This is a genomic window from Hydrogenophaga sp. Root209 (genome assembly GCF_001428625.1).
Taxonomy (GTDB): domain Bacteria; phylum Pseudomonadota; class Gammaproteobacteria; order Burkholderiales; family Burkholderiaceae_C; genus Hydrogenophaga.
Genome location: NZ_LMIE01000008.1, coordinates 44,612 through 69,649, shown reverse-complemented (window position 1 = coordinate 69,649; position 25,038 = coordinate 44,612). Strand labels below are relative to the sequence as shown.

General features: G+C 68.1%; 23 protein-coding genes. 7 read left to right on the top strand and 16 right to left on the bottom strand.

The window, feature by feature from the left end:
• Positions 1 to 168: 168 nt before the first annotated feature.
• Positions 169 to 1,335, bottom strand: a complete 1,167-nt coding sequence (locus tag ASE11_RS08200; protein WP_056269088.1) for an MFS transporter — start codon at positions 1,333 to 1,335, stop codon at positions 169 to 171.
• A 143-nt stretch (positions 1,336 to 1,478) separates the two neighbouring features.
• On the opposite strand from ASE11_RS08200, the gene uvrA reads away from it, so the two are divergent.
• Positions 1,479 to 4,628, top strand: coding sequence for an excinuclease ABC subunit UvrA (gene uvrA / locus ASE11_RS08195; protein ID WP_056269086.1), 3,150 nt, complete (start codon positions 1,479 to 1,481; stop codon positions 4,626 to 4,628).
• Between the two features lie 4 nt (positions 4,629 to 4,632).
• Here uvrA and ASE11_RS08190 read toward each other — a convergent pair whose 3' ends face one another.
• Both ASE11_RS08190 and ASE11_RS08185 read right to left on the bottom strand, forming a co-directional pair.
• Positions 4,633 to 5,457, bottom strand: coding sequence for a MipA/OmpV family protein (locus ASE11_RS08190; protein WP_056269085.1), 825 nt, complete (start codon positions 5,455 to 5,457; stop codon positions 4,633 to 4,635).
• Between the two features lie 10 nt (positions 5,458 to 5,467).
• Entirely contained in the window at positions 5,468 to 6,019 is a 552-nt protein-coding gene (locus ASE11_RS08185; RefSeq protein ID WP_056269082.1) for a hypothetical protein, read from the bottom strand.
• 165 nt (positions 6,020 to 6,184) lie between these two features.
• Here ASE11_RS08185 and ASE11_RS08180 point away from each other — a divergent pair, with 165 nt between their 5' ends.
• A complete protein-coding gene (locus ASE11_RS08180) occupies positions 6,185 to 7,759 on the top strand; it encodes a CYTH and CHAD domain-containing protein (RefSeq protein ID WP_056269080.1) in 1,575 nt (524 codons plus the stop codon).
• A 10-nt stretch (positions 7,760 to 7,769) separates the two neighbouring features.
• Here the strand turns inward: ASE11_RS08180 and ASE11_RS08175 are convergent, their stop codons facing one another.
• From ASE11_RS08175 to pyrF, 3 genes are read right to left on the bottom strand one after another with little or no spacing between them, the layout of a single operon-like run.
• Complete coding sequence (locus ASE11_RS08175; protein ID WP_056269078.1) at positions 7,770 to 8,387, bottom strand: glutathione S-transferase family protein; 618 nt, start codon at positions 8,385 to 8,387, stop codon at positions 7,770 to 7,772.
• Positions 8,384 to 9,097, bottom strand: a complete 714-nt coding sequence (locus tag ASE11_RS08170) for a glutathione S-transferase family protein (RefSeq protein ID WP_056269077.1) — start codon at positions 9,095 to 9,097, stop codon at positions 8,384 to 8,386. Before ASE11_RS08170 ends, ASE11_RS08175 begins: the two co-directional genes overlap by 4 nt.
• Complete coding sequence (pyrF, locus tag ASE11_RS08165) at positions 9,094 to 9,945, bottom strand: orotidine-5'-phosphate decarboxylase (RefSeq protein WP_200959330.1); 852 nt, start codon at positions 9,943 to 9,945, stop codon at positions 9,094 to 9,096. Before pyrF ends, ASE11_RS08170 begins: the two co-directional genes overlap by 4 nt.
• A 76-nt stretch (positions 9,946 to 10,021) precedes the next feature.
• Between pyrF and ASE11_RS08160 the strand changes: the two genes are divergently transcribed.
• A complete protein-coding gene (locus ASE11_RS08160) occupies positions 10,022 to 10,933 on the top strand; it encodes a DMT family transporter (RefSeq protein ID WP_056269075.1) in 912 nt (303 codons plus the stop codon).
• A gap of 42 nt (positions 10,934 to 10,975) precedes the next feature.
• On the opposite strand, the gene ASE11_RS08155 is transcribed toward ASE11_RS08160, so the two are convergent.
• The 3 genes from ASE11_RS08155 to tsaB all read right to left on the bottom strand — a co-directional run bounded on the left by ASE11_RS08155 (position 10,976) and on the right by tsaB (position 13,217).
• A complete protein-coding gene (locus ASE11_RS08155) occupies positions 10,976 to 11,734 on the bottom strand; it encodes a uracil-DNA glycosylase (protein ID WP_056269116.1) in 759 nt (252 codons plus the stop codon).
• A gap of 53 nt (positions 11,735 to 11,787) precedes the next feature.
• A complete protein-coding gene (gene rimI / locus ASE11_RS08150) occupies positions 11,788 to 12,285 on the bottom strand; it encodes a ribosomal protein S18-alanine N-acetyltransferase (protein WP_056269114.1) in 498 nt (165 codons plus the stop codon).
• Between the two features lie 137 nt (positions 12,286 to 12,422).
• The gene (tsaB, locus tag ASE11_RS08145; protein ID WP_235501225.1) at positions 12,423 to 13,217 is read right to left on the bottom strand and encodes a tRNA (adenosine(37)-N6)-threonylcarbamoyltransferase complex dimerization subunit type 1 TsaB; all 795 of its coding nucleotides are present in this window, start codon (positions 13,215 to 13,217) and stop codon (positions 12,423 to 12,425) included.
• 96 nt (positions 13,218 to 13,313) lie between these two features.
• On the opposite strand from tsaB, the gene dacB reads away from it, so the two are divergent.
• Together dacB and ASE11_RS08135 are read left to right on the top strand one after the other, a co-directional pair.
• Entirely contained in the window at positions 13,314 to 14,792 is a 1,479-nt protein-coding gene (gene dacB, locus ASE11_RS08140; RefSeq protein ID WP_056269073.1) for a D-alanyl-D-alanine carboxypeptidase/D-alanyl-D-alanine-endopeptidase, read from the top strand.
• A gap of 37 nt (positions 14,793 to 14,829) precedes the next feature.
• Positions 14,830 to 15,099, top strand: coding sequence for a SemiSWEET transporter (locus ASE11_RS08135; RefSeq protein WP_056269111.1), 270 nt, complete (start codon positions 14,830 to 14,832; stop codon positions 15,097 to 15,099).
• Positions 15,100 to 15,108: 9 nt separating this feature from the next.
• Here the strand turns inward: ASE11_RS08135 and ASE11_RS08130 are convergent, their stop codons facing one another.
• Genes ASE11_RS08130 through purE form a run of 3 tightly spaced genes read right to left on the bottom strand, consistent with a single transcriptional unit; the run spans position 15,109 to position 17,867 of the window.
• A complete protein-coding gene (locus ASE11_RS08130) occupies positions 15,109 to 16,116 on the bottom strand; it encodes an L-threonylcarbamoyladenylate synthase (RefSeq protein WP_056269109.1) in 1,008 nt (335 codons plus the stop codon).
• Between the two features lie 13 nt (positions 16,117 to 16,129).
• A complete protein-coding gene (locus ASE11_RS08125; RefSeq protein ID WP_056269071.1) occupies positions 16,130 to 17,368 on the bottom strand; it encodes a 5-(carboxyamino)imidazole ribonucleotide synthase in 1,239 nt (412 codons plus the stop codon).
• 10 nt (positions 17,369 to 17,378) lie between these two features.
• A complete protein-coding gene (gene purE / locus ASE11_RS08120; RefSeq protein ID WP_056269069.1) occupies positions 17,379 to 17,867 on the bottom strand; it encodes a 5-(carboxyamino)imidazole ribonucleotide mutase in 489 nt (162 codons plus the stop codon).
• Between the two features lie 146 nt (positions 17,868 to 18,013).
• Between purE and trxA the strand changes: the two genes are divergently transcribed.
• Positions 18,014 to 18,922, top strand: a complete 909-nt coding sequence (gene trxA / locus ASE11_RS08115; RefSeq protein WP_056269068.1) for a thioredoxin — start codon at positions 18,014 to 18,016, stop codon at positions 18,920 to 18,922.
• 151 nt (positions 18,923 to 19,073) lie between these two features.
• Here trxA and ASE11_RS08110 read toward each other — a convergent pair whose 3' ends face one another.
• The 3 genes from ASE11_RS08110 to ASE11_RS08100 all read right to left on the bottom strand — a co-directional run bounded on the left by ASE11_RS08110 (position 19,074) and on the right by ASE11_RS08100 (position 22,842).
• A complete protein-coding gene (locus ASE11_RS08110; protein ID WP_056269066.1) occupies positions 19,074 to 19,982 on the bottom strand; it encodes a phosphoribosylaminoimidazolesuccinocarboxamide synthase in 909 nt (302 codons plus the stop codon).
• A gap of 108 nt (positions 19,983 to 20,090) precedes the next feature.
• A complete protein-coding gene (locus ASE11_RS08105) occupies positions 20,091 to 21,086 on the bottom strand; it encodes a tripartite tricarboxylate transporter substrate binding protein (protein ID WP_082585613.1) in 996 nt (331 codons plus the stop codon).
• 67 nt (positions 21,087 to 21,153) lie between these two features.
• Positions 21,154 to 22,842, bottom strand: a complete 1,689-nt coding sequence (locus ASE11_RS08100; RefSeq protein ID WP_056269064.1) for a long-chain fatty acid--CoA ligase — start codon at positions 22,840 to 22,842, stop codon at positions 21,154 to 21,156.
• A gap of 212 nt (positions 22,843 to 23,054) precedes the next feature.
• Between ASE11_RS08100 and ASE11_RS08095 the strand changes: the two genes are divergently transcribed.
• Positions 23,055 to 23,882 carry an IclR family transcriptional regulator gene (locus ASE11_RS08095; RefSeq protein ID WP_056269062.1) on the top strand — a complete coding sequence of 276 codons (828 nt, stop codon included), beginning with the start codon at positions 23,055 to 23,057 and terminating at the stop codon, positions 23,880 to 23,882.
• A gap of 57 nt (positions 23,883 to 23,939) precedes the next feature.
• On the opposite strand, the gene fba is transcribed toward ASE11_RS08095, so the two are convergent.
• Positions 23,940 to 25,004 (bottom strand): class II fructose-bisphosphate aldolase, encoded by a 1,065-nt coding sequence (gene fba, locus ASE11_RS08090; protein ID WP_056269061.1) that lies wholly within the window; start codon positions 25,002 to 25,004, stop codon positions 23,940 to 23,942.
• Between the last annotated feature and the right edge of the window lie 34 nt (positions 25,005 to 25,038).

The window sequence follows — 25,038 nt, the reverse complement described above, 5'->3', positions numbered from 1 at the left end:
GCTGCGCGGGTCGCTGCCCCCCAGGGGGGGCTGATCCGGCTTGGGGCGGCCCTGCGCCGGACAGGTGTGGCCCCCACGCTCCGCCGCTGCGCGGGTCGCTGCCCCCCAGGGGGGGCTGATCCGGCTTGGGGCGGCCCTGCGCCGGACAGGTGTGGCCCCCCACGCTCCTCAGTTTTTGCTTGCTGCACGCATCGGCCAGGCCAGCGCCATCCACAGCAGCATCAAGCCGATGCTGCCGAAAAAGATGCCGGTGCTGCCCCAGGTCTTGATGACCAGGCCGCCCAGGCTGCCGCCAGCAAAAATGCCCAGCGACATCAGCGTGTTGTAGACGCCCAGCGCCGCCCCGCGCTGGCGCGGTGCGGCCAGGCGAGACACCAGGCTGGGCTGGCTCGCTTCCTGGGTGTTGAATCCCACGAAGTACACGCACAGCAGCGCGCCCACCATCCACAGCGAGGGCGATTGCAGGTTGAGCCAGAAACCGAGCTGCGCCAGCACAATGAGCGCGATGGAGCCCAGGTAAACCTGCCGGAAGTAGCCCATGCGCTCCAGGCGAAACAGCAGCCCGCCCATGATCAGCAGCGACACCAGCACCGCAGGCAGGTAGATCTTCCAGTGGTCGGGAGTGGCCAGGCCCGACTCGATCAGCAAGGCCGGCACCGACATCCACATGGCGATCTGCACTGCGTGCAGCACGAACACGCCGAGGTCCACGCGAAGCAGCTCCACGTTGGCGAGCACCTCGCGCAAGCCGCGGCGGTTCTGCACGTGCTGCTGCGGCGGCTCGGGAGGTACCACCCAGGCCACCACCGCCATGCCGATGGTGGCCAGCACCGCGGTGAGCGCGAACAGGCCCGACAGGCCGATGAGGGGCACGAGCAGCGGCGCCAGCACCAGCGACAGCGCGAACATGAGCGCGATGCTGATGCCGACCAAGGCCATGGACTTGGTGCGCACCTCGTCGCGGGTGAGGTCGGCCAGCAGGGCGGTGATGGCGGCCGAGATGGCGCCGGAGCCTTGCAGGGCGCGGCCGACCACCAGCCAGACCATGGTGGGCGCCCAGGCGGCGATCAAGCTGCCCAACACGAACAGCGCCAGGCCGGCCTGGATCACGGGTTTGCGGCCGAGGCGGTCGGAGGCAATGCCGAACGGCACCTGCAGCAGGGCCTGGGTGAGGCCGTAGATGCCCATGGCCAGACCGACCAGCGCGGGGTCATCGCCGCCGGGGTAGGTGTGGGCCTGCAGCACGAACACCGGCAGCACCAGGAACAGCCCCAGCATGCGCAGCGCGTAGATGGACGCCAGGGCACCGCTGGTGCGCCGCTCGGTCGGTGTCATGCGTGCAGCCGCCGCCCGGGGGGCGGGGGTGTCGGAGGGGGCGGTGCTGAGAGTGGACAAGGCTGGGCAGGCAAAAACGGTATTGTGCGCGAAAGGTCTGCCGAGGCCGGTCGGCCCGGCGCGAAAACCCGGGGCGGCTTATCATGTCGGGTTGCCCTGAACACCCTCGCCGCGCCTTGAACCAGAACCTGCCTCCGGACCTGAATCTGCCGAGTTTGACCGGCGCCGATGCGCCGGTGGAGCCCGACGAACAAGCGCTGTTGAACCGCATCGCCGGTGCCCACCTGCGCCACGCCAGCCCCTATCTTTCGGTGCGAGGCGCGCGCACGCACAACCTCAAGAACATCGACCTCGACATCCCCAAGCATTCGCTGGTGGTGATCACGGGTCTGTCGGGCTCGGGCAAGTCGAGCCTGGCGTTCGACACGCTGTACGCCGAGGGCCAGCGCCGCTATGTGGAGAGCCTCTCGGCCTATGCGCGCCAGTTCCTTCAGCTCATGGACAAGCCCGACGTGGATCTGATCGAAGGCCTGTCGCCAGCCATCGCCATCGAACAAAAGGCCACCAGTCACAACCCGCGCTCCACCGTGGGCACGGTCACCGAGATCCACGACTACCTGCGCCTGCTGTTCGCCCGTGCCGGCACGCCGCATTGCCCCGATCACGATCTGCCGCTGGCCTCGCAAAGCGTGGCGCAGATGGTGGACGCTGTGCTGGCCCTGCCCGAGGGCACACGCCTGATGATCGTGGCGCCGGTGGCGCGCGAGAAGAAGGGCGAGTTCACCGATTTGTTTGCCGACATGCAGGCGCAAGGCTATGTGCGCTTTCGCATCAACCAGACCGTGCTCGACTTCGACGCCCTGCCGGCGCTGAAGAAGACCGAAAAGCACAACATCGATGTGGTGATCGACCGCATCAAGGTGCGCTCCGATGGTGAAGAGGAGGGTGTGAACCCGCTTCGGCAGCGGCTGGCGGAGAGCTTCGAAGCGGCGCTGCGCCTGGCCGACGGCCGTGCGCTCGCCGTGGACATGGACACCGGTGTGGAAACGGCTTTTTCGGCCAAGTTCGCCTGCCCGCTGTGCAGTTACACCGTGGGTGAGCTGGAACCGCGCCTGTTCTCGTTCAATTCGCCCATGGGTGCCTGCCCCACCTGCGACGGCCTGGGCCACACCGAGTTCTTCGACCCGGCGCGTGTGGTCGCGTTTCCCACGCTCAGCCTGGCCAGTGGCGCCATCAAGGGCTGGGACCGCCGCAACGGCTACTACTTCGCCATGATCGAGAGCCTGGCCGCGCACTACAAGTTCGACGCCGAAGCGCCCTGGGATTCCTTGAATGAGTCTGTTCAACAGGCCCTGCTCTATGGCTCGGGCGAAGAGGAGATCAAGTTCAGCTACGCGCTCGAATCGGGCGAGCGCGCGGGCAAGAAGATCAGCAAGAAGCATCCCTTCGAAGGCATCATCCGCAACTTCGAACGCCGCTACCGCGAGACGGACAGCGCGGCCGTGCGCGAGGAATTGGCCCGCTACCGCGCGGTGCAGCCCTGCCCCGACTGCGGTGGTTCGCGACTGAGGCGCGAGGCGCGCCACGTGTTCGTGGGCGAAGGCGAGCAGAGGCAGCCCATCTACAAGATCAGCCACGTCACGCTCGGCGAAGCCCTGGCCTATTTCCTGAAGCTGGAGTTGCGCGGCACCAAGGGCGACATCGCCGCACGTGTGATCAACGAAATCCGCCAGCGCCTGAAGTTCCTGAACGACGTGGGCCTGAACTACCTCAGCCTGGACCGCAGCGCCGACACGCTCTCGGGCGGCGAGGCCCAGCGCATCCGCCTGGCCAGTCAGATCGGCAGCGGCCTGACCGGCGTGATGTACGTGCTTGACGAGCCCAGCATCGGCCTGCACCAGCGCGACAACGACCGCCTGATTGCCACGCTGCAACATCTGCGCGACCTGGGCAACACGGTGCTGGTGGTCGAGCACGACGAGGACATGATCCGCACCGCCGACCACGTGATCGACATGGGCCCCGGCGCCGGCGTGCATGGCGGGCGGGTGATGGCGCAGGGCACCTGCGCCGCCGTCATGGCCACGCCGGGTTCGCTCACCGGCCAGTACCTCAGCGGCGCGCGCAGCATCGCCGTGCCGGCGCGGCGCACGCCATGGTTGCCGGTGGTCAAGAGCGCCGCCGCAGCCAAGGCCGCTGCTTTCAAACCGCGCTTCGCCCCCAGCCCGGCGGCGGAGCGCCGCGCCGCGCGCGAGGCCGCGCACCAGGCCACGCTCGGCGAGCTGCAGGAGATTCGCGTGGTCAACGCCACCGGTCACAACCTCAAAGGCGTGAGCGCGGCTTTCCCGGTCGGCTTGCTCACCTGTGTCACGGGTGTATCTGGTTCAGGCAAGTCGACGCTGGTCAACGACACGCTCTACGCCGCCGTGGCGCGCACGCTCTACCGCTCGCACGACGAGCCCGCCGCGCACGAAGCCATTGAAGGCATCGAACATTTCGACAAGGTCATCAACGTCGACCAGTCACCCATTGGCCGCACGCCGCGCAGCAACCCGGCGACCTACACGGGCCTGTTCACCGGCATCCGCGAACTCATGGCCGAGGTGCCCACTTCGCGCGAGCGGGGCTATGGCCCGGGCCGCTTCAGCTTCAACGTGGCCGGGGGGCGCTGCGAAGCCTGCCAGGGCGACGGCGTGGTGAAGGTCGAGATGCACTTCTTGCCCGACGTGTACGTGCCTTGTGAGGTGTGTGGCGGCCAGCGCTACAACCGCGAGACGCTGGACGTGCAGTACAAGGGCAGGAACATCGCGCAGATCCTGGACATGACGGTGGAGCAGGCCCACGCCTTCTTCATCGCCGTGCCCACGCTGCACCGCAAACTGCAGACGCTGCTCGACGTGGGTCTGTCGTACATCCAGCTCGGCCAGAGCGCGACCACGCTCTCGGGCGGCGAGGCGCAGCGCGTCAAGCTCGCGCTGGAGCTCTCCAAGCGCGACACCGGCCGCACGCTCTACATCCTCGACGAACCCACCACCGGCCTGCACTTCGCCGACATCGAACTGCTGCTGCAGGTGTTGCACCAGCTGCGCGACGCGGGCAACACCATCGTGGTGATCGAACACAACCTGGACGTCATCAAGACCGCCGACTGGGTGATCGACATGGGCCCCGAGGGCGGTTCAGGCGGTGGGACGGTGGTGGCACAGGGCACGCCCGAGACCATTGCTGCGCACGCAGGCAGTCACACCGGGCATTACCTCAAGCGCCTGCTGACGCTGCCGCAGGCCGCGTGACGCGTCACTTGTTGCGGTAGGCCAGTCCTACAGAGGCGCCATAGGTGGTGGTGCGCGTGGCCAAGGGGCTGCGGGCCACCGCGCCTTGCAACTGGTACACGCTCAATCCGCCGTAAGCCACCCAGCGCTTGCTCAGCGCCGAGGTGATGCGCCAGCCCAGCGAGACGCCGTCGAACCCCGACCCCAGTGCGTAGGCCTGCAAGCCGGTGGCTGCGGCCGCGTCGAGCGCGATGCCGTAATGGGTTTGTCGGTAGGTGCCATTGGCCCAGCCTGCGCCGATGGACAGATCCCAGTGCGTTTGCGGCGAGATGGGGTGGCGGTAGTTCAGGCCTGTGTCGAGCCGCAAGCCACCGTCGCGGCCCAGCAGGTCTTGCGAGGCGCGCAGCGATGCGCTCCAGCGTGGGCTCAGCGTGACACCAGCCGTGACGCGCCCGCGCACCGTGTCGCGCACGCGGGGCAGGCCGCCATACACCGGGTCATCCTTCCACGAGCGGCCCTCGTCAATGGACAGGGACGTGCTCAGCGACACACGGTCGCTGCGGGTGAGCACCGTGCTCACGCCGCTGTCCACCGATTCGCGACCCTGCGCGAGCAAGGCGCTGGCGCCTGAGGTGGCAAAGCGGAAACGCCCGAGCTGGAAGGCCCAGATCGGGCGCAGACCCAGGCGTTGCTCGCTGGTGCCGAAGGGGTCGCGTCCGCTGGAGAGCGAGGCGCCGAGCAGGTAGTCGCGGCTGGCCTCAAGCGCCACCGGCTCGGCCACCTGGGCATGGCCCGCCACGGCCCATGACGCTGCGACCAGCGCCAGGGAAAGCACGGTCGTTCGCGTCATGGTGTTGCGCTCAGAGTCGGCTCAGGTCTTCGATCGCATCGACCACCATGCTGGTGCCCACGGCGATCAGCAGGATGTCGGCCGCCACGCGCACGTATTTGTGACCCGCTGGCGGCGCGCCCAGGCGGATGGAAATCTCGTTGGGCACGGCGTAATAGACCACGTCGGACGGCAGGCGGTAGCCCTTGCGCCACTTCTTGGCTTGGCCCGGGGGCATGCAGCCGTTGTTTTTCTTGGCCAGACCCGGCGGGCAGTTGCCGGCGCGAAAGCGCGGCTCGTAGTACTCGCGCACCGCCACGCGCTGGCTGTCCTGGAAATAGCCGCCGATGTTGATCTGCACCGCGACGTTGGTCGACGAGCGATCGCCCGAGGCTTGTTGGGTGTGGCGCGGCTGGGCGTCGCGATCGCCTTTGCTGCTCTTGCCGCCGCGGTCGGATTTTTCCCACTTGTTCTTGCCGCCGCCGGCATGGTCGGGTTTTTCGGCCAGCGCGGGGGCGGCCGAGAGAGCCATCGCCAGGCTCAGGCCAGCGAAAGCCCATAGAGTGCTGCGCGTTGCATTCATGGTGCAGATCTCCTGTGTTGTGGGGTCGAGAACAGTCTACTTCGTTGCCTTGCCGCACGAGTAGTTACATCTGCGCGGCCGTCGCGGTGCGGGTGCCGATCATCGAACGACCGCAGGCTGGCAGACTCGCACCTCCAAGCACATGCTTCTTCACCGGGTATTTCCTTGTCTCAAGAAACCGAACTCAAGCTCGAAGTGCATCCGCAAGACCTGGCGGATCTGCTGAGGCACCCCCTTCTCAAGGCACAGCCGGCACGGCGTGAGCGTTTGTTCAACACCTACTTCGACACCTCCACCCTGGCGCTGCGCGAGCGGCGCATGGCCGTGCGCGAACGCCGCGTGGGGCGCCAGACGCTGCTCACGGTGAAGACCGCCGGGCAGTCGGTGGGGGGCTTGTCGCAGCGCGGTGAGTGGGAAGCGCCCACCCAGCCGGGCGCATTCGACTTCGCCTCGCTGGTGAGCGATCCGGCGCTGGCCGCGCAACTGGCCAGCGTGGCATGGCAACTGGTGCCGGTGTTTCGCACCGACTTCACCCGGCGCAGCTGGGTGCTGCAGCACGGTCTGGCCCAGGTGGAAGTGGCCCTGGACCAGGGTTTCATCGGCACCGGCACCGCGCAGGGCAACCACCGCCAGCCCATTCTTGAACTGGAACTCGAGTTGCTCGAAGGCCCCGTGGACGCTCTGCTCGATCTGGCCCACACGCTGGCGCTTGGCCCACGGGGGCAGGCGTCCAGCGCGCTGCGCCTGTTGCCGGCCAACCGAAGCAAGGCCGAACGTGGTTACGCGCTCTTCATGGGCGAGCGGATGCAGCCGGTGAAGGCGACGGTGCTGCAGTTGCAGGCAGGCATGCACCCGGTGCAGGCTTTTCGCGCGGCGGCCCTGAGTTGCCTGACCCACCTGCAGGCCAACGAGGCCGGTGTGCTGCTGCCGAGCGCCGAGGGCGCGCTGCCCGACCCTGAGTTCGTGCACCAGGCGCGTGTGGCACTGCGGCGGATGCGCACCGGCCTGCGCATCTTTCGCGCACACCTGCCGGCCCGCTTTGCCGCGCACTGGTCGGCCGAGTGGAAGGTGTTGACCAACCAATTGGGCGACGCGCGCAACTGGGACGTGTTCGCCACCGAGTGGTTGCCCGAACTGGTGGCCGACGAGCCGGACCCGGTGGGAGCGGCCGACACCTCGGCGCAGGTGCTGCTGGGCTGGGTGCAGGACCAGCGGCGAGCGGCCTGGCAGCGCGCCGCGGATGCGCTGGGCAGCCGCGAACATGCGCTGCGCCTGCTGGCCTTCACCCGCGCGGTGCTGTGCCTGCGACCCGCAGACAGGCCGCAGGCCGAGACCGCCGGCGGGCAAGGTCTGGCGGCGTGGGCGCAGGCCAGCTTGCGCGAACGCCATGCCGCGTTGCGGCAGCAGGCCAGGGCGGCGCGTCGCATGGGTCCCGAGGGGCGGCATGCCTTGCGCATTTCGCTGAAGAAGCTGCGCTACGCACAGGAGTTTCTGGCCAGCGTGCTGCCGCCCAAGCGTGTGGCGCGCAGCACCGCCGCGCTGGCCGACGCGCAGCAATTGCTGGGTCAGCTCAACGACCTCACGACCGCGCACGCTCTGCTGGCCTCGGCCCCGCCGGGCCCGGCCTCACCCCGGGTGGTCGGCTGGCAGCAGGCCCTGCACGCCCGGCTGGAAGCCGGACTCACCGGGCTGCCCGCCATGGAGCGTTCGCTGGAAAAAGCCCCGACCCCCTGGGGTTGAAGTGGCGCGTTCAGGCCGCGGCGCTGGGCCGTGCGGCCACTGTGTCGCGCCAGGCCTGCAGCGCGTGCAGACCCGCATCGGCGGGCTTGAACCGCATCAGCTTGCCGAACTCCACGGTGCAGAACGCGGTGATGTCGGCGATGGTGAAGCGGTCTCCGGCCACCCAGGGTTGGCGCTGCAACTCCGCATCGAGCCAGACCGCCGTTTCCTTCGCCTTGGCCAGTTGCGACAGACCGAAGTCGGGGAACTGTGGCTGCTCCAGCGGTGCCAGCCCGGGATGGGTGTGGCGGATGGCGTTGGCCAGCGGCAGCATCAGGTACCACTCCATGCGCCGGTCCGCCATTTCGATGAAAGCGCGTTCCTGCGCGTCGCGCCCCATCAGGTTGGGCTCGGGGTGCAGGCCCTCCAGGTAAGTGCAGATGGCGCGGGTTTCGGTGAGCACGCGGCCGTCGTCCAGTTCCAGCGCGGGCACGCGTGCCAGCGGGCTTTTGGCCAGGTAGGCGGCTTGTTTGTGCTCTTGAGCATTCAGGTCGATGTTGACGAGCGCCAGGCCCTCGATGGACTTCTCGACCAGGAACATCTGGACCCGGCGGGGGTTGGGCGCGCGGGGCGAGACATACAGCTTCATGGCGCAGAGCCCTTCAAGCTCTGGCCCATCTCCACCATGCGGCGGGCTTCTTCGGCAAACCGCTGAGCACCGGCATCGCCATCTCGCGTGAGGTCCACCCGGGACGCCGGGCGCTCGATGCCGCGCTGCACAGCCGGGCGTGCGCGGATCGCGTCGCGCCAGCGAACGAGGTTCGGCAAGTCATCGACGTCCACGCCCGACCACCGGTGCGTGCGCACCCAGGCCCAGTTCGCGATGTCGGCAATGGAGTAGTCGCCAGCCAGGAACTCGTGGTCTTTCAGGCGTTCGTCGAGCACACGGAACAGGCGCTTGCTCTCGCCTTGGTAGCGATCGATCACCGACGGGATCTTCTCGGGAAAGTACCGAAAGAACACATTGGCCTGGCCCATCATCGGGCCGATGCCGCCCATCTGGAACATCAGCCACTGCATCACCAGCGAGCGGCCTTTCACATCGGCGGGCATCAGCTGGCCGGTTTTCTCGGCCAGGTAAACGAGGCAGGCGCCGGACTCGAACACCGCGAAATCGTCCATTCCGTGGTCGACGATGGCCGGGATGCGACCGTTGGGATTGATCGCCAGGAAGGCCGGCGTCTTCTGCTCACCCTGGGAGAGGTCAAGCACCTTCAGCGTGTACGGGAGCCCGAGTTCTTCCAGCGCGATGGACACTTTGTGTCCGTTGGGCGTTGCCGCCGTGTAGAGATCGATCATGCGGGCCCCGCTGCACCGGCGGCCTGCAATTCGTCACGGGTTTTGAGCGCCACCCGGCGCGCCGCTGCCGCGAAGTCGTCGCCATCGGACGCATACAGGATGGCGCGCGACGAGTTCACGATGATCGGCCCCGTGGTCGTGTCGCCCTGCACCCGCAAGCCAGCGCGCACGGTGGCCACGGCGTCGCCGCCTTGTGCGCCCACACCGGGGATCAGCAACGGCAAGGTGGGCGCAATCTCACGCACACGCTCGATCTCGGCCGGGTAGGTGGCGCCCACCACCAGGCCGAGCTGGCCGTTGAGGTTCCATGGTCCTTGCGCGAGCCTGGCCACGTGTTCGTAGAGCAGCGGCGCACCTTCCACGGACGCCAGTCGCTGGTTCTGCAGATCGTCGCCCCCGGGGTTGGAGGTCCGGCACAAGAGGAACGCGCCCTTGCCGTGGTACTGCAGGTAGGGCTGCACCGAGTCGAAGCCCATGAACGGCGAGAGCGTCACCGCGTCGGCGCCGTAGCGCTCGAAGGCCTCGATGGCGTACTGCTGCGCCGTGCTGCCGATGTCGCCGCGCTTGGCGTCCAGGATCACCGGCACCTGCGGCGCGGCGCGGCGCATGTGCTCCATGAGGCGCTCGAGCTGCTCTTCGGCGCGGTGCGCGGCGAAGTAGGCGATCTGCGGCTTGAAAGCGATGGCGGTGTCGGCCGTGGCCTCGACGATGGCGGCACAAAAATCGTAGATGCGGCTGGCATCGCCTTTGAACCTGGAGGGAAAGCGCGCCGGGTCCGGGTCAAGGCCGACGCAGAGCAGGGAGCGGTTCTGGCGCTCGGCGCCGCGCAGCATGTCGAGGAAAGTCATGCAGGGATTTTAGGTGGGCGCCTGATGTCGCCCCGCCCCGCATACCGGAGGAGGGTTCCCACTAAGATCGCCACCCATGCAAGCCCTCTCTCGTCAGCAGCTCGTCCTTCTGGTTCTTCTTACCCTGGTGTGGGGCATCAACTGGCCCATCATGAAGTTCGGCGTGACCGGTTTTCCCGCCCTCACGTTTCGCGCCATCAGCATGTGGATCGGGCTGCCGGTGCTGGGCATGGTGCTGGTGTGGCGGCGCGTGCCGTTTCGCATCGGACGCGAGCACTGGCGCGAGCTGTTCGTGCTCACCGTCTTCAACATGCTGGTCTGGCACACGCTGGCGGTGCTGGCCATCCAGACCCTGTCCAGCGGTCGGGCGGCGATCCTGGGCTACACCATGCCGGTGTTCTCGGCCATCGTCGGGGCCTGGTGGTTCGGGCAGCGGCTGGGCGTGCGGGCCTGGGGCGGCGTGGGGGCCGCAGCGCTGGGGGTCACGCTGCTGCTGTGGCACGAGGTCACCCAGCTCACGGGCAAACCGCTGGGCGTGACCATGATGCTGATCGCAGCCGCCGCCTGGGCATTGGGCACGCAGATGCTGCGCCGAACCACCATGCCCCAGCCCACACTGGCCATCTCGTTCTGGATGACGTTCTTCACCACGCTGTGGATGACCGCGGCCGCCGTGCTGTTCGAGCGCTCGGCCTGGGCGGCGCCCACGCCGGCCATCTGGGGTGCGATCATTTACAACGCGCTGGGTGTGTTTGCCTTCGCGCAGGTGGCCTGGCTCATGATGGCGCGCGACCTGCCCCCGGTGGCGTCTACCCTGTCGGTGATGTTCATCCCGGTGCTGGGTGTGTTCAGTGGCGCCTGGTGGCTGGGTGAGGTGCTGCACTGGCAGGACTGGGCGGCGGTTGCACTGATCATGGTGGCCATTGCATCTGTGTTGTTGCCCCCACGCTCCGCCGCTGTTCGGGTCGCTGCCCCCCGAGGGGGCTGATCCGGCTTGGGGCGGCCTGGCGCCGGATCGCTGTGGCCCTTGTCAGCCCGGCAACTGCGCCATCGCCAGGCACAAATCCGCCCAGGCTTTGCCCTTGTCGGTGGGGGTGCGCAGCAGGTAGGCCGGGTGGTAGGTCACGATCACGGGCACGCCTTCGTAGTGGTGCACTTGCCCGCGCAGTCGGCCGATGGGCTCGTTGGTCTTGAGCAGCGCCTGCACGGCAAAGCGACCCATGGCCACGATCACCTTGGGCTTCACCAGCGCCACCTGCCGCGCCAGATACGGCTCACAACGGGCCACTTCGTCGGGTTGCGGGTTGCGGTTGGCGGGGGGGCGGCACTTGAGCACGTTGGCAATGAAAGCGCCTTGCGCGCCAGTGCCGGTGCGACTGCGGCCCACGGCCTTGAGCATGTTGTCGAGCAGCTGGCCGGCCGCGCCCACGAAGGGTTCGCCCTGCAGGTCCTCGTTCTCGCCCGGGGCTTCGCCCACCACCATCCAGTCGGCCTCTTCGTCGCCCACGCCGAACACCGTCTGGGTACGGCCCTGGCACAGCCCGCAGGCCTGGCAACTGGCCACGGCTTCGCGCAGCGCGGACCAGTCCATGGTGGCCACAGGGCTGGCCTGTGCGGCCTGTTGCGCGGGTTCTGGCGCGGGGGTGTGTGTGGCGGCGGGCCGTGCGACAGGCGCAGGCGCAGCCACTGATGCAGCGGCAGCCGGTGGGGCGACCGGCATTGCCGCGCTCGGCAGGGCCGGCGCTTGCGTCTTGGGCGCCCACACCCGCACCCCCATTTCGGCCAGCATGGCGCGCTGGCGGGCATCGAGTTCGGGCACGAACGAGGTGTCGGGGGCGTTGCTCACCGGTTGGCCTCCACGGCGGCGGATGCCACCAGGTTGAGGCTCATCACCACGGCGTCTTCACGCTGGAACTGACCCGCCGGGTAGTAGCCCTTGCGCAAGCCCACCTGCGCGAAGCCGCAGCGCTCGTAAAGGCCGCGTGCCGGCGCATTGCTCTGGCGCACCTCCAGCCACAACCATTGCGCACCCTGACCGCGTGACCACAGGGCCAGCGCGTCGAGCATGAAGCGCGCCCAGCCCTGGCGCTGGTGAGCGGTGGCCACGGTGATGTTGAGCAGGTGCACTTCGTCCACACCCGGCATGGCCACCAGGTAGCCCAGCAGCACGCGGCCGTCGGCGCGCAGTGGGTGCGCCACTTCGCCGGGCAACGCCTCGGACAGCAGCAGCATGGCCGGGTAGCCGGCTTTGAGCGAGTCGTGAAAGTGCCGGCGCGACCACGGATGCGCGTAGGCCTGCGACTCCACGGCCTGCACCGCGTCCAGGTCGGATTCGAGCATCGGTTCGAACACGATCCGGCGTTCAGGGCGGGACGCCGTGCGCGGTTGCACCAGCGGCTCGGTGGGCGCGGGCCAGAGCCCGCTGGTCCAGGCGGGCAGGGCGGCTTTCACCGCGGCATCGGCATGTATCGGTGTGGTCATGCACCTGCCTCCGCAGCCAGTCGGATGCGTTCGCGCTCCGCCGTGGTCTGAGCCACTTTGTCGCGCACATAGAGGGGCAGGGCGTCTTGCGCGGGCACGGTGTGGCCCGCCGCGATCAGGCCCGGTGCCAGGCGCAGCAGCGCGGTGGCCGAGGGCAGGGCAGGATGGCGCTGGCCCGCAAGGTCGGTGAGCGCAGCGGCGCAGGATTCGAACACGTTGCCGGTGAGCAGGCGTTCGCCTGGAGCCAGGTCATGCAGGTAGGCCTCCAGGTCGGCGGGCGCGCACAGGCGGGGCGGCGCCAGCGGCACGAGACCCGCAGGGCCGGTGGCGTGGCAGGCGTAGGGCGCCACGTAGACCTCGCCCATGCGGGCGTCGAGCAGCGCCACGATCACACCAGGCACCCCCTGCCCCGCGTCCACCAGCGCCTGCCGCGCTTCCTCGGCCAGGGCCAGCAAGGTGTCCACGGGCAGCACCGGCAGGCCACCGGTGCGGCTGAGGCCTTGTGCGCCATAGGCCAGGCCCTGGGCCACCGAACAGGCGGTGCGCAAGCCGGTGAACGAGCCGGGCCCGCGCCCGAACACCACCGCGGCGAGCGTGTCCAGCGACCAGTTCGCTTCGTTCAGCACGCTGCGCACCATGGGCAGCAACGAGCCGGAGGCCTGCGCCCCGCCTGGGCCGCTGCGTTGCCACAGCGCGCCGCCGGGTTCGCCCGAACCCAGGGCCACCGAGAGTGCATCGGTGCTGGTTTCGATGGCCAACAGGCGCAGGGATGGCGGGGTTGCAATGGGCATCGGAGGATTATCGGCCAGGGTGCCGGCTGTCAGGCCTGCGGTCCATTGGCGAGGACCGCTCGCTGGGGAGATGGACCGCGTTTCATAATGAAACACATGTCTTTTGCCCGCTCCCTGTTCGTCCTGCTGATCCCGGCCATGCTGGCACTGCCCGCCTGCGCCCAGCTGCCGGGCGAATATGGCGCCTTGCCCCCGACCGTGGTGGCGGCCCTCAAGCGTGCGCACGTGCCACCCAGTGCGCTGTCGGCGTTGGTGGTGTCGGTGGACAGCCGGGCCGAAGAGCGGCTGCGTTTTCGCGCCAGCGTGCCGGTGAACCCGGCCTCGGTGATGAAGCTGGTGACCACCTATGCCGCCATCGACCTGCTGGGCGCCGACTACACCTGGAACACCCGCTTCTACACCGATGGCACGATCGACCAGGGCGTGCTGCGCGGCAACCTGTACGTGCGTGGGGATGGCGATCCGAAGTTCGTGCTCGAGCGCATCCAGAGCGCGTTTTTCGCCCTGCAGGACAAGGGTGTGCGCGTGGTGCTGGGTGACATCGTGCTCGACCACAGCGCCTTCGAACTCGCCGCCACCGACCCCGGTGCTTTTGACGGCGAAGCCTTGCGGCCCTACAACACCACGCCCGATGCGCTGCTGGTCAACTTCAAGTCGGTCGTGCTGACCTTCCAGCCCGACGGCGCCAGTGGCGTGGCGCGCGTGATCAGCGAGACCGTGCCGCTGGCGCGCGTGGGCGCCGGCTGCGGCGATTGGCGCGGGGGCCTGCAGGCGCGCTTCGATGACGCCAACACCATCCGGTTCGAGGGGCGCTACCCGCAGAGCTGCGGTGAACTCAAATGGCCCGTGGCCTACCAGGACCCGGCCAGCTACGCCACCCGCGCCATGGAAGGGCTGTGGCGCGCCAGCGGCGGCGCCATCACCGGCCACGCCCGGACCGGCCTCACACCGCCGGATGCGACGCTGTTGCACGAAGCCGCGTCGCTGCCGCTCTCGGACATCATCACCGACGTGAACCAGTGGAGCAACAACGTGATGGCGCAGCAGGTGTTCCTCACGCTGGGCCGCCTGGTGCCCGCGCCGGCACCTCAACCGGTGATGTCCCAAGGCTCCGTGACCGATCGGCTCGTGCCCATGCGGCCGGCCCGATTCGAGCGCTCGCGCGAGGTGATTGAAAACTGGTGGAAGCGCACCTTCGGCATCCGCAGTGCCATGCCCGTGATGCACAACGGTTCGGGTCTGTCGCGCGAAGAGCGCATCACCCCCGAAGCCCTGGCCAACCTGTTGCGTCACGCCAGCCGCCACCCGCAGGGCGAGCGGTTCGCCGGTTCCCTGTCGATCGCCGGCGTGAGCGGCACCGCTGCCCGCATGGCCCGTGCGCCCGGCAGCGCGGCGCGGGGCAACGCCCAGCTCAAGACCGGCACGCTCAAGGACGTGACGGGCATTGCCGGTTATGTGAATGCGGTCAATGGCGCGCGTTACGTGGTGGTCGGTTTCGTGAACCACCCCAATGCGCCCGCAGCGCGGCCGGCGCTGGAAGCGCTGGTGGAGTGGACCGCTGCGCAGCCCGACTGAGGCGCGCAGCGACGGCGAGGTCCGTATCATCCAGACCATGCAACCCGGCGACATCATCGGCTTCTGTGCCGCTTTCCTCACCACGGCCAGCTTCATTCCGCAGGCCTGGCTCACTTTCAGAAGCCGGGACGTGAGCGGCATCTCGCTCGGCATGTACAGCGCGTTCACGCTGGGCGTGGCTTTGTGGCTGGTCTATGGCCTGACCCTGGGGGCCTGGCCGGTGGTGGTGGCCAATACCATCACGCTGGCACTCGCCTTGTCGATCCTGTTGATGAAACTGCGTTACGGACGCGGGCCGCAGCGCTGACGCTTGTTCTCAGGCTGCCGCGCGCATGAGCCGGTCTCGCACACCGTCCCAGGCCACGTCGGCAGGCGGTGTTTCCACCCAGATCAGGCGCACGCCCGTGGCGTCGAGTTCGCGCAGCACCGCAAACAGTTCCTGAGCGCAGCGCGCGGCATCCAGGGGCATGCGGCGCACGCTCACGCCGCGCGCGGCCTTGATGGGTGCGCGGGCGTACACCGCGATGTGGCGCGCATCGGGCCCCAGCAGGTCCAGCGCGGTCTGCAGGGGTTGGGCGTCCATCAGCCGCACCTTGGCGCGCGGTGCGTAGTGCGATTCGAGCGTGCCCGAGGCGCGTGGCGTGGCCTCGTCTCGCTCGCGCAGCGGCTGTTGGCACACCGCCTCGATCTGCGCCGAGGTGACTATGCCGGGGCGCAGCAGCACGGGCCAGGCGCGCGTGGCGTCGACGATGGTGGACTCGATGCCCACCGGGCAGGCACCTCCATCGAGGATCAGCAGGTCTGCATCCGACAGCGCGGCAAATTCGTCGGCCACATGGGCGGCGGTGGTCGGGCTCACGCGGCCGAAGCGGTTGGCGCTGGGCGCGGCCACGCCGCTCACGCCGTGCGCGGCGGCCGCCGTGAGCAGCGCTTGCGCCACCGGATGGGCCGGGCAGCGCAGGCCCACCGAGTCCTGCCCGCCCGCCGCCACCGCCGCCACGCCTTCGCGGCGGGGCAGGATGAGTGTGAGCGGGCCGGGCCAGAAGGCATTCATGAGCTCGGTGGCAAAGGCCGGCACGTCACGCGCGTAGTGGTCGACCCCGCCGCGCCAACCCTGCGCACCAGCGCCTGGGGCCAGGTGCACGATCAACGGATGGTCGGCCGGTCGGCCCTTGGCCGCGAAGATGCGGTGCACCGCTGTGGCGTTGTCGGCGTCGGCGGCCAGGCCATACACCGTTTCGGTCGGCATGCCGACCAGCGAACCCGCGGCCAATCGCTGCGCTGCCTGCTCCACGGCAGACGCATCGGCGGCGTTCAGCAGCAGCGGCATGGGGTGATCAGGCGTCGAGCGGAGGCAGGCCCAGCAGTGCGAGCACCTGAGCCGTGGTCTCGCGCACCTGCGCCACCGTGGGCGCGGTGATGTTGAGGTGACCCATCTTGCGACCCGGGCGTGCGCTCAGCTTGCCGTAGAGGTGCAGGTGGGTGCCCGGCAGCGCGAGCACCTGGGCCCAGGGCGGTGACACACCCCGCTCGCTCGCCTTTTCGCGCACGGCATTGGGCGCGAACCAGAGGTCGCCCAGCAGGTTGACCATGATGGCTGGGCTGTGCTGGCGCGGCGTGGTCAGGGGCAGGCCGGCCAGCGCGCGCACCTGCGCTTCAAACTGCGAAATGTCGCAGGCGTTCTGTGTGTAGTGGCCGCTGTTGTGCGGGCGGGGTGCCATCTCGTTGACGATCAGGTCCACGCCGCCGTCGGCCGTATCGACCAGGAAGTACTCCACGCACAGCACGCCCACGTAGTTGAGGTGCTGGGCCAATGCCACCGTGCTGGCCTGCGCGCGCGCGGCCAGGGTCGGGTCCAGCGCGCCCTCGAACACCTCGGTGATGGCGAGAATGCCGTCGTGGTGCGTGTTCTTCTGCACCGGGAAGCTCACCGTCTGGCCATCGGCGCCGCGCGCCACGATCACCGAGCACTCGCCGCGCAGCGGCATGAGCTTCTCCAGCACGCAGGGCACCTTGTTCAGTTCTTCCCACGCAGAGGCCAGTTCTTCACGCGTGCTCACGCGCACCTGGCCCTTGCCGTCGTAACCCAGGCGCGCGGTCTTCAGGATGCCGGGCAGCAGATCCGCCGGCACGGCGGCCAGCAGCGCGTCGGTGGTGATGGCCGCATAGGGCGCGGGGAACACGCCGCTGACCGGGGCGCACTGCACGAAGTGCGCTTTCTCCTTGATGCGGTCCTGCGCCACCGCCACGCAACTCGCCGAGGGCGCCACCGGGCGGTGGGCGCCGAGTGTGACCAGCGCCGGCGCCGGCACGTTCTCGAATTCGGTGGTGATGGCTTCGCAGCGCTGCATCAGCTGAGCCAGGCCTTGCTCGTCATCAAACGGCGTCTGGATGTGGAAATGGCTGATCAGGCCGGCGGGGCTGGCCGGATCGGGATCCAGCACCGCCGTGAAATAGCCCATGGCCTGCGCCGCCTGAACGAACATGCGCCCGAGCTGGCCGCCGCCCATGACGCCGAGCGTCATCTGCTGGCCGGTGGGCGAGGTGCTGCCAGGGAGGATGGTCTTGAGGCTCATGGGGGTGGTGTCACAGGGGAAGGGTCATGCCGCGCGCGGCGGCGGTCTGTTGTGCGCGGAAGGCCTCGAGCCTCTCGCGCAGGGAAGGGTCTTCGTTGGCCAGCATGGCCACGGCGAACAGCGCCGCGTTGGCTGCACCCGCGGCGCCGATGGCGAAGGTGGCCACCGGCACACCCTTGGGCATCTGGACGATGCTGTGCAGCGAATCCACACCGCTGAGGTGCTTGCTGGCCACCGGCACGCCGAGCACCGGCACCACCGTTTTGGCCGCCAGCATGCCCGGCAGGTGGGCCGCGCCCCCTGCGCCCGCGATGATGCATTTCATGCCCGACCCGGCCGCGCTCTCGGCGTAGGTGAACATGTCGTCGGGCATGCGGTGCGCCGAGACCACGCGGGCGTCGAACGAAATGCCGAAATCCTGCAGGATCTGCACGGCGTGCTGCATGGTGTCCCAGTCGCTGCTGGAGCCCATGACCACGCCCACTTGGATGGGGTTCATGTGTTGCCTCTGGCCGATGCGCCCCCGGCGGGGGCGGAGCCCGGTGGCGCATGAACAGGCATGGCGCTCTCCGGTAAAGTGTCGATTTTACGGTTCGCCCCCTCGGCGTCGGCCGTCCTGCTCTGCTCCCTCTTCAGGTCTCCCCCATGATCAACGTCACCATCGCCAATTTTGAAGCCGAGGTCATCGAGGCTTCGCACCACACGCCCGTGCTGGTCGACTTCTGGGCCCCGTGGTGCGGCCCGTGCAAGGTGATCGGCCCGCTGCTGGAAAAGGTCGAGACCGCCTATGCCGGGCGCTTCAAGCTGGTCAAGATCGACTCCGACCAGGAGCAGCAACTCGCCGCGGCCTTCGGTATCCGCAGCATTCCCACCTGCGTGCTGCTCATGAACGGCCAGCCAGTCGACGGCTTCATGGGCGCGCTGCCCGAAGGCCAGATCAAGGAATTCCTCGACAAGCACCTGCCTGCGGCCAACGAGCTCGAAGCCCGGGCCGAGGAAGAAGAAGCCCAGGAAGCGATCGCCGAAGGCGACCTGGAAGGCGCGCTGGAGAAGCTGCAGGAGGCCGTGAAGACCGATCCGAACAACGACGACGCGCGCTTTGATCTGGTGAAGCTGCTGCTGGAGTTGGGCCTGGACGACGACGCCAAGGTGGCGTTTGCGCCCGTGATCGCCAAGGCCGCCGGTGTGCGCCGGCTCGATTCGCTGCAGCGCTGGATGGCTGCGCGCGATGCGCAGGCCGCCGTGACCGACCCGGAAGCCCGCGCTGCCGAGTTGCAGGCGGCGATTGCCACCAACAAACGCGACTTTGCCTCGCGCTTTGCACTCGCCCAGTTGCTCATGGCACACAGCCAGTGGGTGCCTGCGATGGACGAGTTGCTGGAAATTTTGATGCGCGACAAGGCCTGGAGCGAAGACCTCGCGCGCAAGACGTTCATCGCCATCCTTGACATCATCGAGCCGCCCAAGCCCAAGGTGGCCGAAGGCCAGGTACCGCCGGAAGACCCGACGGTGGCGACCTACCGGCGTCGTTTGTCGAGTGTTGTGCTGAGTTGATTCCCGCTTGACCTGAGCCGAGAAAACCCCGTTCGCCCTGAGCTTGTCGAAGGGTTCACCCGAACGTTGGTGTGGAAAGGCTTCGGCAGGCTCAGCCCGAACGGGAGTGGGTTCAGCCCGAACGATCGCGCTCGGCCCGAAGGGGTGGCGTTCAGCCCATGAGGCGCGTCAGCGCTTCCTGGTATTTCGCAGCGGTTTTTTCAATCACTTCTTTGGGCAAACGTGGCGCCGGCGGGGTCTTGTCCCAAGGCTTGCCGCCCACCTGCGCCGTCTCCAGCCAGTCGCGCAGGAACTGCTTGTCGTAGCTGGGCGGGTTCTGGCCCACCACGTAACTTTCGGCTGGCCAGTAGCGTGAGCTGTCGGGCGTGAGCACCTCGTCCATGAGCACCAGCTTGCCGGCCTTGTCCAGGCCGAACTCGAACTTGGTGTCGGCAATGATGATGCCCTTCTGAAGCGCCATCTCGGCCGCGGCCTTGTACAGCGCGATCGACACGTCGCGGATCTGCGCGGCGAGTTCGGGGCCGATCATGGTCACGGTCTGTTCGAAGGTGATGTTCTCGTCGTGCTCGCCCATCTCGGCCTTGGCCGCGGGCGTGTAGATCGGCTCGGGCAGCTTGGAGGCGTTCTGCAGGCCGGCGGGCAGCTTCACGCCGCACACGGCCTGGTTGTCCTGGTATTCCTTCCAGCCACTGCCGGCCAGGTAGCCGCGCACCACGGCTTCCACCGGGATCGGCTTCAAGCGCTGGACCAGCATCGAGCGACCGGTGACCTGCGGCGCCTCGGCCGCGGAGACCACGCTCTCGGGCGCATCGCCGGTGAGGTGGATGGGGCAGATGTTCAGGCCGTTGGGGCCGAGCTTGTCGAACCAGAACAGCGAAAGCCTGGTGAGCAGCTCACCTTTGCCGGGAATCGGCTCGCCCATGATCACGTCAAAGGCGCTGATGCGGTCGCTGGCCACCATCAGGATGCGGTCGTCGCCCACGGCGTAGTTGTCGCGCACCTTGCCACGCGCCAGCAGGGGCAGGGAGGTGAGGGCCGAGGTGTGCAGGGCAGAGGTCATGTTCGGATCGGGGAAAAGCGGGACAAGAAAAAAGCCCGTTGAACAGCCAACGGGCTTTGAACCATTCCGGGCGATTATCGCAAGTTGGCGAGCCCCCGGGCCACCCCCTTATTTCGCGGCCAGGCCCAGGCGCTCGATCAGGGCCTTGTCCTTGGCGTAAGTCTCGGCCGCCCACTGGCGGTAATCGTCACCGCTGCGGTACCACATGTCCTGGTTGAGCTGGGCCAGCACCTCGATGTGCTTGGGGTCGTCCATGGCCTTCTTGAAGGCGTCGTGCAGCGTTTTCATGATGGCCGGGTCCATGCCCTTGGGGCCGGCCAGACCGTAGGGCGAGCTCGACACCACGCCATAGCCCAGTTCCTGCGCGGTGGGCACGTCGGGCCAACGCTTGGTGCGCTGTTCGCCGAAGGTCACCAGCAGGCGCATCTGGCCGCTGTCGACGAACTTGTCCCAACCGCTGGCGTCGCTCTGCGCCATCACGTGGCCACCGAGCAGGGCCGACACCAGGTCGGCATTGCCCTTGAACGGCACGTGCGTGAGCTCCACCTTGGCGTTGCCGGCCAACTCTTCCATGATCAGGTGCGGGCTGCTGCCGGTGCCGGTGGAGCCGTAGTTGATCTGCTTGGGTTGCTTGCGCGCGGCTTCGATGTAGTCCTTGAAGCTCTTGTAGGGCGAGTCGGCCTTGACGGTCAGGCCGAAGGTGTAGCCCGATACGCCAATGATGTAGCTGAAGTCGGTCAGCGGATTCCAGTTGCTCTTCTGCATGTGCGGCAGGCGCAACATGCCCAGCGGGAATTGCGAGATGGTGTAGCCGTCGGGCTTGGCCATCTGCGCCATGGTGCTGGGGCCCAGGGTACCGCCGGCGCCCGGGCGGTTTTCGATCACGATGGGCTGGCCCAGGTGCTTGCTGGCAATCTCGGCCAGGGTGCGCAGGTGCCGGTCGGTCGAACCACCAGCGGGCCACGGAATGATGAGTGTGACCGGGCGGCTCGGGTATGCCTGGGTTTGCGCCTGGGCCACGCTCCAGGGGGCCACGCCGGCGGTGGCCGTGGCGACGGCCAGCAGCAGCGCGCGGCGGCGCTGCGACGGGGGTGTGTTCTTCATGCTTGTCTCCTTCTGGGGAAGTGCCGGTCTGGCGGTGGTTGCGGCGCGCTTTGCGCCGCGCGGGTGCTCAAGGGGGAGGGGCGGTGGCGTCGCGCGCGGCCTGCTGTTCCTGCAGTTCGCGCCACATGACCTTGCCGCTGCCCGAGCGGGGCAGCGCCTCCACGAATTCCACAGTGCGCGGGCTTTTGTAGGCGGCCATGTGGCCGTGCGCCCAGTCGATCACGTCTTGTTCGGTCACCTGTCCGCGGTGTTCGGGCCGCAGCACCACGAGGGCCTTGACCGACTCGCCGCGTTTGGCGTCGCGCACGCCGATGACGCAGGCTTCCTGGATGGCGGGGTGGTGGTACATCAGCGCTTCCACCTCGGCCGGCCAGACCTTGAAGCCGCTCGCATTGATCATGCGTTTCAAGCGGTCGGTCATGAAGAAGTAGCCGTCCTCGTCCACGTGGCCGAGGTCGCCGGTGCGCAGGAAGCGCCGGCCGTCGATGTCGACGAAGGCCTCCTGCGTGGCTTGCGGGTTGCGCCAATAGCCCTGCATGACCTGCGGCCCGTGCACCACGATTTCGCCCGTCTCGCCAAGGGGCAGCCGGGCCAGGGTGTCGGGGTCGACCACGCGCGCGTCCACGTCGAACACCGGCAGACCCAGGCACTGGCGCTTGGGCCGGTGCGTGGGGTTGATGTGGGTGGCGGCCATGGTTTCGGACATGCCGTAGCCTTCGATGTAGTCCTGCCCGGTGAGAGCCTTGAGGCGCGCGGCCAGGGCCTCGGGCATGGCTGCGCCGCCGCCGCGCACGCAGCTCAGGCTGGAGAGGTCGAAGCGGTCGAGCTGCGGGTGCGCGAGGAAGTCGATCACCATGGTGGAGATGGCTTGCCACATGGTGACGCGGTAGCGCTGCATGCAGACCGCGGCGACTTCGCGGTCCCAGCGCGCGAGCACCACGATGGTTGCGCCCATGTAGAGCGGCCCGTTCAGGCTGCCCGTGAGGCCGGTGACGTGAAAGAAGGGCAGCACCGAGAGACAGACCGCTTCTTGCGAAGTGCCGAACCAGCGCACACCGCCCACCAGCGTGCTCATCACGCCGCGGTGGGTGTGCATGCAGCCCTTGGGCAGGCCGGTGGTGCCCGAGGTGTAGGGCATGGCGCACAGGTCGTCGGGGCCGGTGGTCAGTGGCCCGGGCGCCCAAGCGCTGGCCACCACGTCGGCCCAGGCCACGAGCCCTGGCTCGACCAGTGGCTCGCGCGGGGCGGCCACGAAGTCGGGTACCCGCAGGTCGGTGGGTACGCGCAGGTGGTCGCTGTAGGTGGCCACGACCACGTGGCGCAGTCCGGCGCCATCTGGCGCGAGCAGCGGGCGCACCTGCGGCAACAGGTCCTGCGCCACGAAGGCGACCTGCGCGCCGCTGTCGGTGAGGCAGTGGCGCAGCTCTTCCACGCGGTTCATCGGGTTCACCGGCACCACCACCGCGCCCGCCCGCAAGATGCCGTAGAAAGCCAGCGCCCACTGCGGGCTGTTCTGCATGCACAGCAGCACGCGGTCGCCGGGCCGCACGCCGCAAACCTGCTGCAGGTGGCCGGCGAGGTGCTCGGTCTCGCGCAGGAACTGGGCGTAGGTCAGCACCGAGTCGTAGAACACGATGAAGGGCTTGTCGGGGTAGCGCCGGGCCGACACTTCCAGGTTGTAGAAGACGTGCGTCTGCGGCAGCGTGAGGTGCTGCGGCAGGCCGGGTGGCCAGTGGGCCGGGGTGGGGGGCGTCATGCGGGCGGTGTGGGGGGTGGAGTGTCAGAATTCCGCTGAGCGGAAAACGACTTGGCGCGATCAATATACGGCGCTGCAAAGGTCTAGTAAACGCTGATCAGGGAAAGCGAGCATGGTGAGGGGTTTCAAAACGCCGCAAAATTCCGTTCTGCGGAATACGAGCGGCGTGCATGCGTCGCATATTCCGATCTGCAGAAAAAAGGAGGCCGACCATGGGCCGTCATCGCCACACGCCACCCACGCCGCTCGCCGAAGCGGACCCGGCCCACGACCGCCGTTTCGTCACCGCGCTGGCGCGTGGCCTCACCGTGCTGCGCTGCTTCACCCCGGCCGACCGCTGGCTGGCGCACCAGGAACTGGCGCGCCGCACCGGCCTGCCGCAAGCCACCGTCTCGCGCCTCACGTTCACGCTCGCCAGCCTGGGCTACCTGCGCCACCGCGCGGCCACCGGCGAGTACGCGCTGAGTCCTGCGGTGCTGTCGCTGGGCTTCAGCGTGTTGTCCAACTTCCAGGTCGGGCGCATCGCGCGGCCCTTCATGGAAACGCTGGCCGAGCACACCCAGGCCGCCATTTCACTCGGGGTGCGGCACGACACCTCGGTGGTGTATGTGGCGCACTGCCGCAGCACGGCGCGCCTCATCCTCGGGCTGGACGTGGGCACGCGCCTGCCGTTCGCTGAAACGGCCATGGGCCGCGCGATCTGGGGCTCCGCATCGGTCGGCATGCAGGCCTTGGTGGCGCGGCGGCTGCAGGCGCAAGACCCCGCACTGTGGCCGGCACGTGAAGCGGTTTTGCGCCGCGCCGAAGTCGATTGCGCCGAGCGCGGCTACGCGGTGTCCGAGTCCGAGTGGGAAAGCGAGATAGCCGCCATCGGCGTGGGGCTGGAGCTGGGCGATGGTCGCGAGCCGCTGGCGCTCACCGTGGGCGGTCCGGCCTCGCGGCTGCAAGGCGCCTTGCTGCACGAGGACTTTGGCCCGGCGCTGGTGAAAACCGGCCGCGAGATCGTGGCAGCGATTCAGGCAGCGGGTTGGCCGGACTGAATGAAAAAACGCCACCGCGAGGGTGGCGTTTTGAAGGGCGTTTGAGCCGGAGGCCGGTCAGTGCACAACCTGGGCGAGTTCGCCCTTGGCGTACCTGGCTGCCACCACCTGGAGCGTGTCACCCTTGATCTTGCTGGCCTGGCCTTCGCAGCCGAACTCGATGTAGCGCTGCTTGCAGATCGCTTTGGCGGCTTCGCGCGCAGGCTTGAGCCATTCGCGGGCATCGAACTTCTCGGGGTTCTCGGCCAGGAACTTGCGCACCGCGGCCGTCATGGCCAGTCGGATGTCGGTGTCGATATTGATCTTGCGCACGCCGAATTTGATGGCCTTCTGGATTTCCTCGACCGGCACGCCATAGGTTTCCTTGATCTTGCCGCCGTACTGGTTGATCACGGCCAGCAGGTCTTGCGGCACGGAGCTGGAGCCGTGCATCACCAGGTGGGTGTTGGGCAGGCGGCGGTTGATTTCCTGGATGCGGTCGATCGCCAGGATGTCGCCGGTGGGCTTGCGCGTGAACTTGTAGGCGCCGTGGCTGGTGCCGATGGCAATGGCCAGCGCGTCGAGCTGGGTGCGCTTGACAAAATCGGCGGCCTGCTCTGGGTCGGTCAGCAGCTGTTCGCGCGTCATCACGGCCTCGGTGCCGTGGCCGTCTTCCTTGTCGCCCTGCATGGTCTCCAGGCTGCCCAGGCAGCCCAGTTCACCTTCAACGGTCACACCCAGCTTGTGGGCCATGTCCACCACCTTGCGGGTGACGTCCACGTTGTATTCGTAGCTGGCGATCGTCTTGCCGTCGCCTTCCAGGCTGCCGTCCATCATCACCGAGCTGAAGCCCAGGTCGATCGCGCCGCGGCACACGTCCGGGTTCTGTCCGTGGTCCTGGTGCATCACCAGCGGGATGTGCGGGTAGGACTCCACCGCGGCCTGGATCAGGTGCTTGATGAAGGGCTCGCCGGCGTATTTGCGCGCACCCGCGCTGGCCTGCAGGATCACCGGTGCGCCGGCTTCGTGGGCCGCGGCCATCACAGCCTGCACCTGTTCGAGGTTGTTGACGTTGAACGCTGGAATGCCGTAGCCGTGGATGGCCGCGTGGTCGAGCAGTTCGCGCATGGAAACGAGCGCCATGAGAATCCCCTAAGTCTGTTGGTAACCGGTCGGT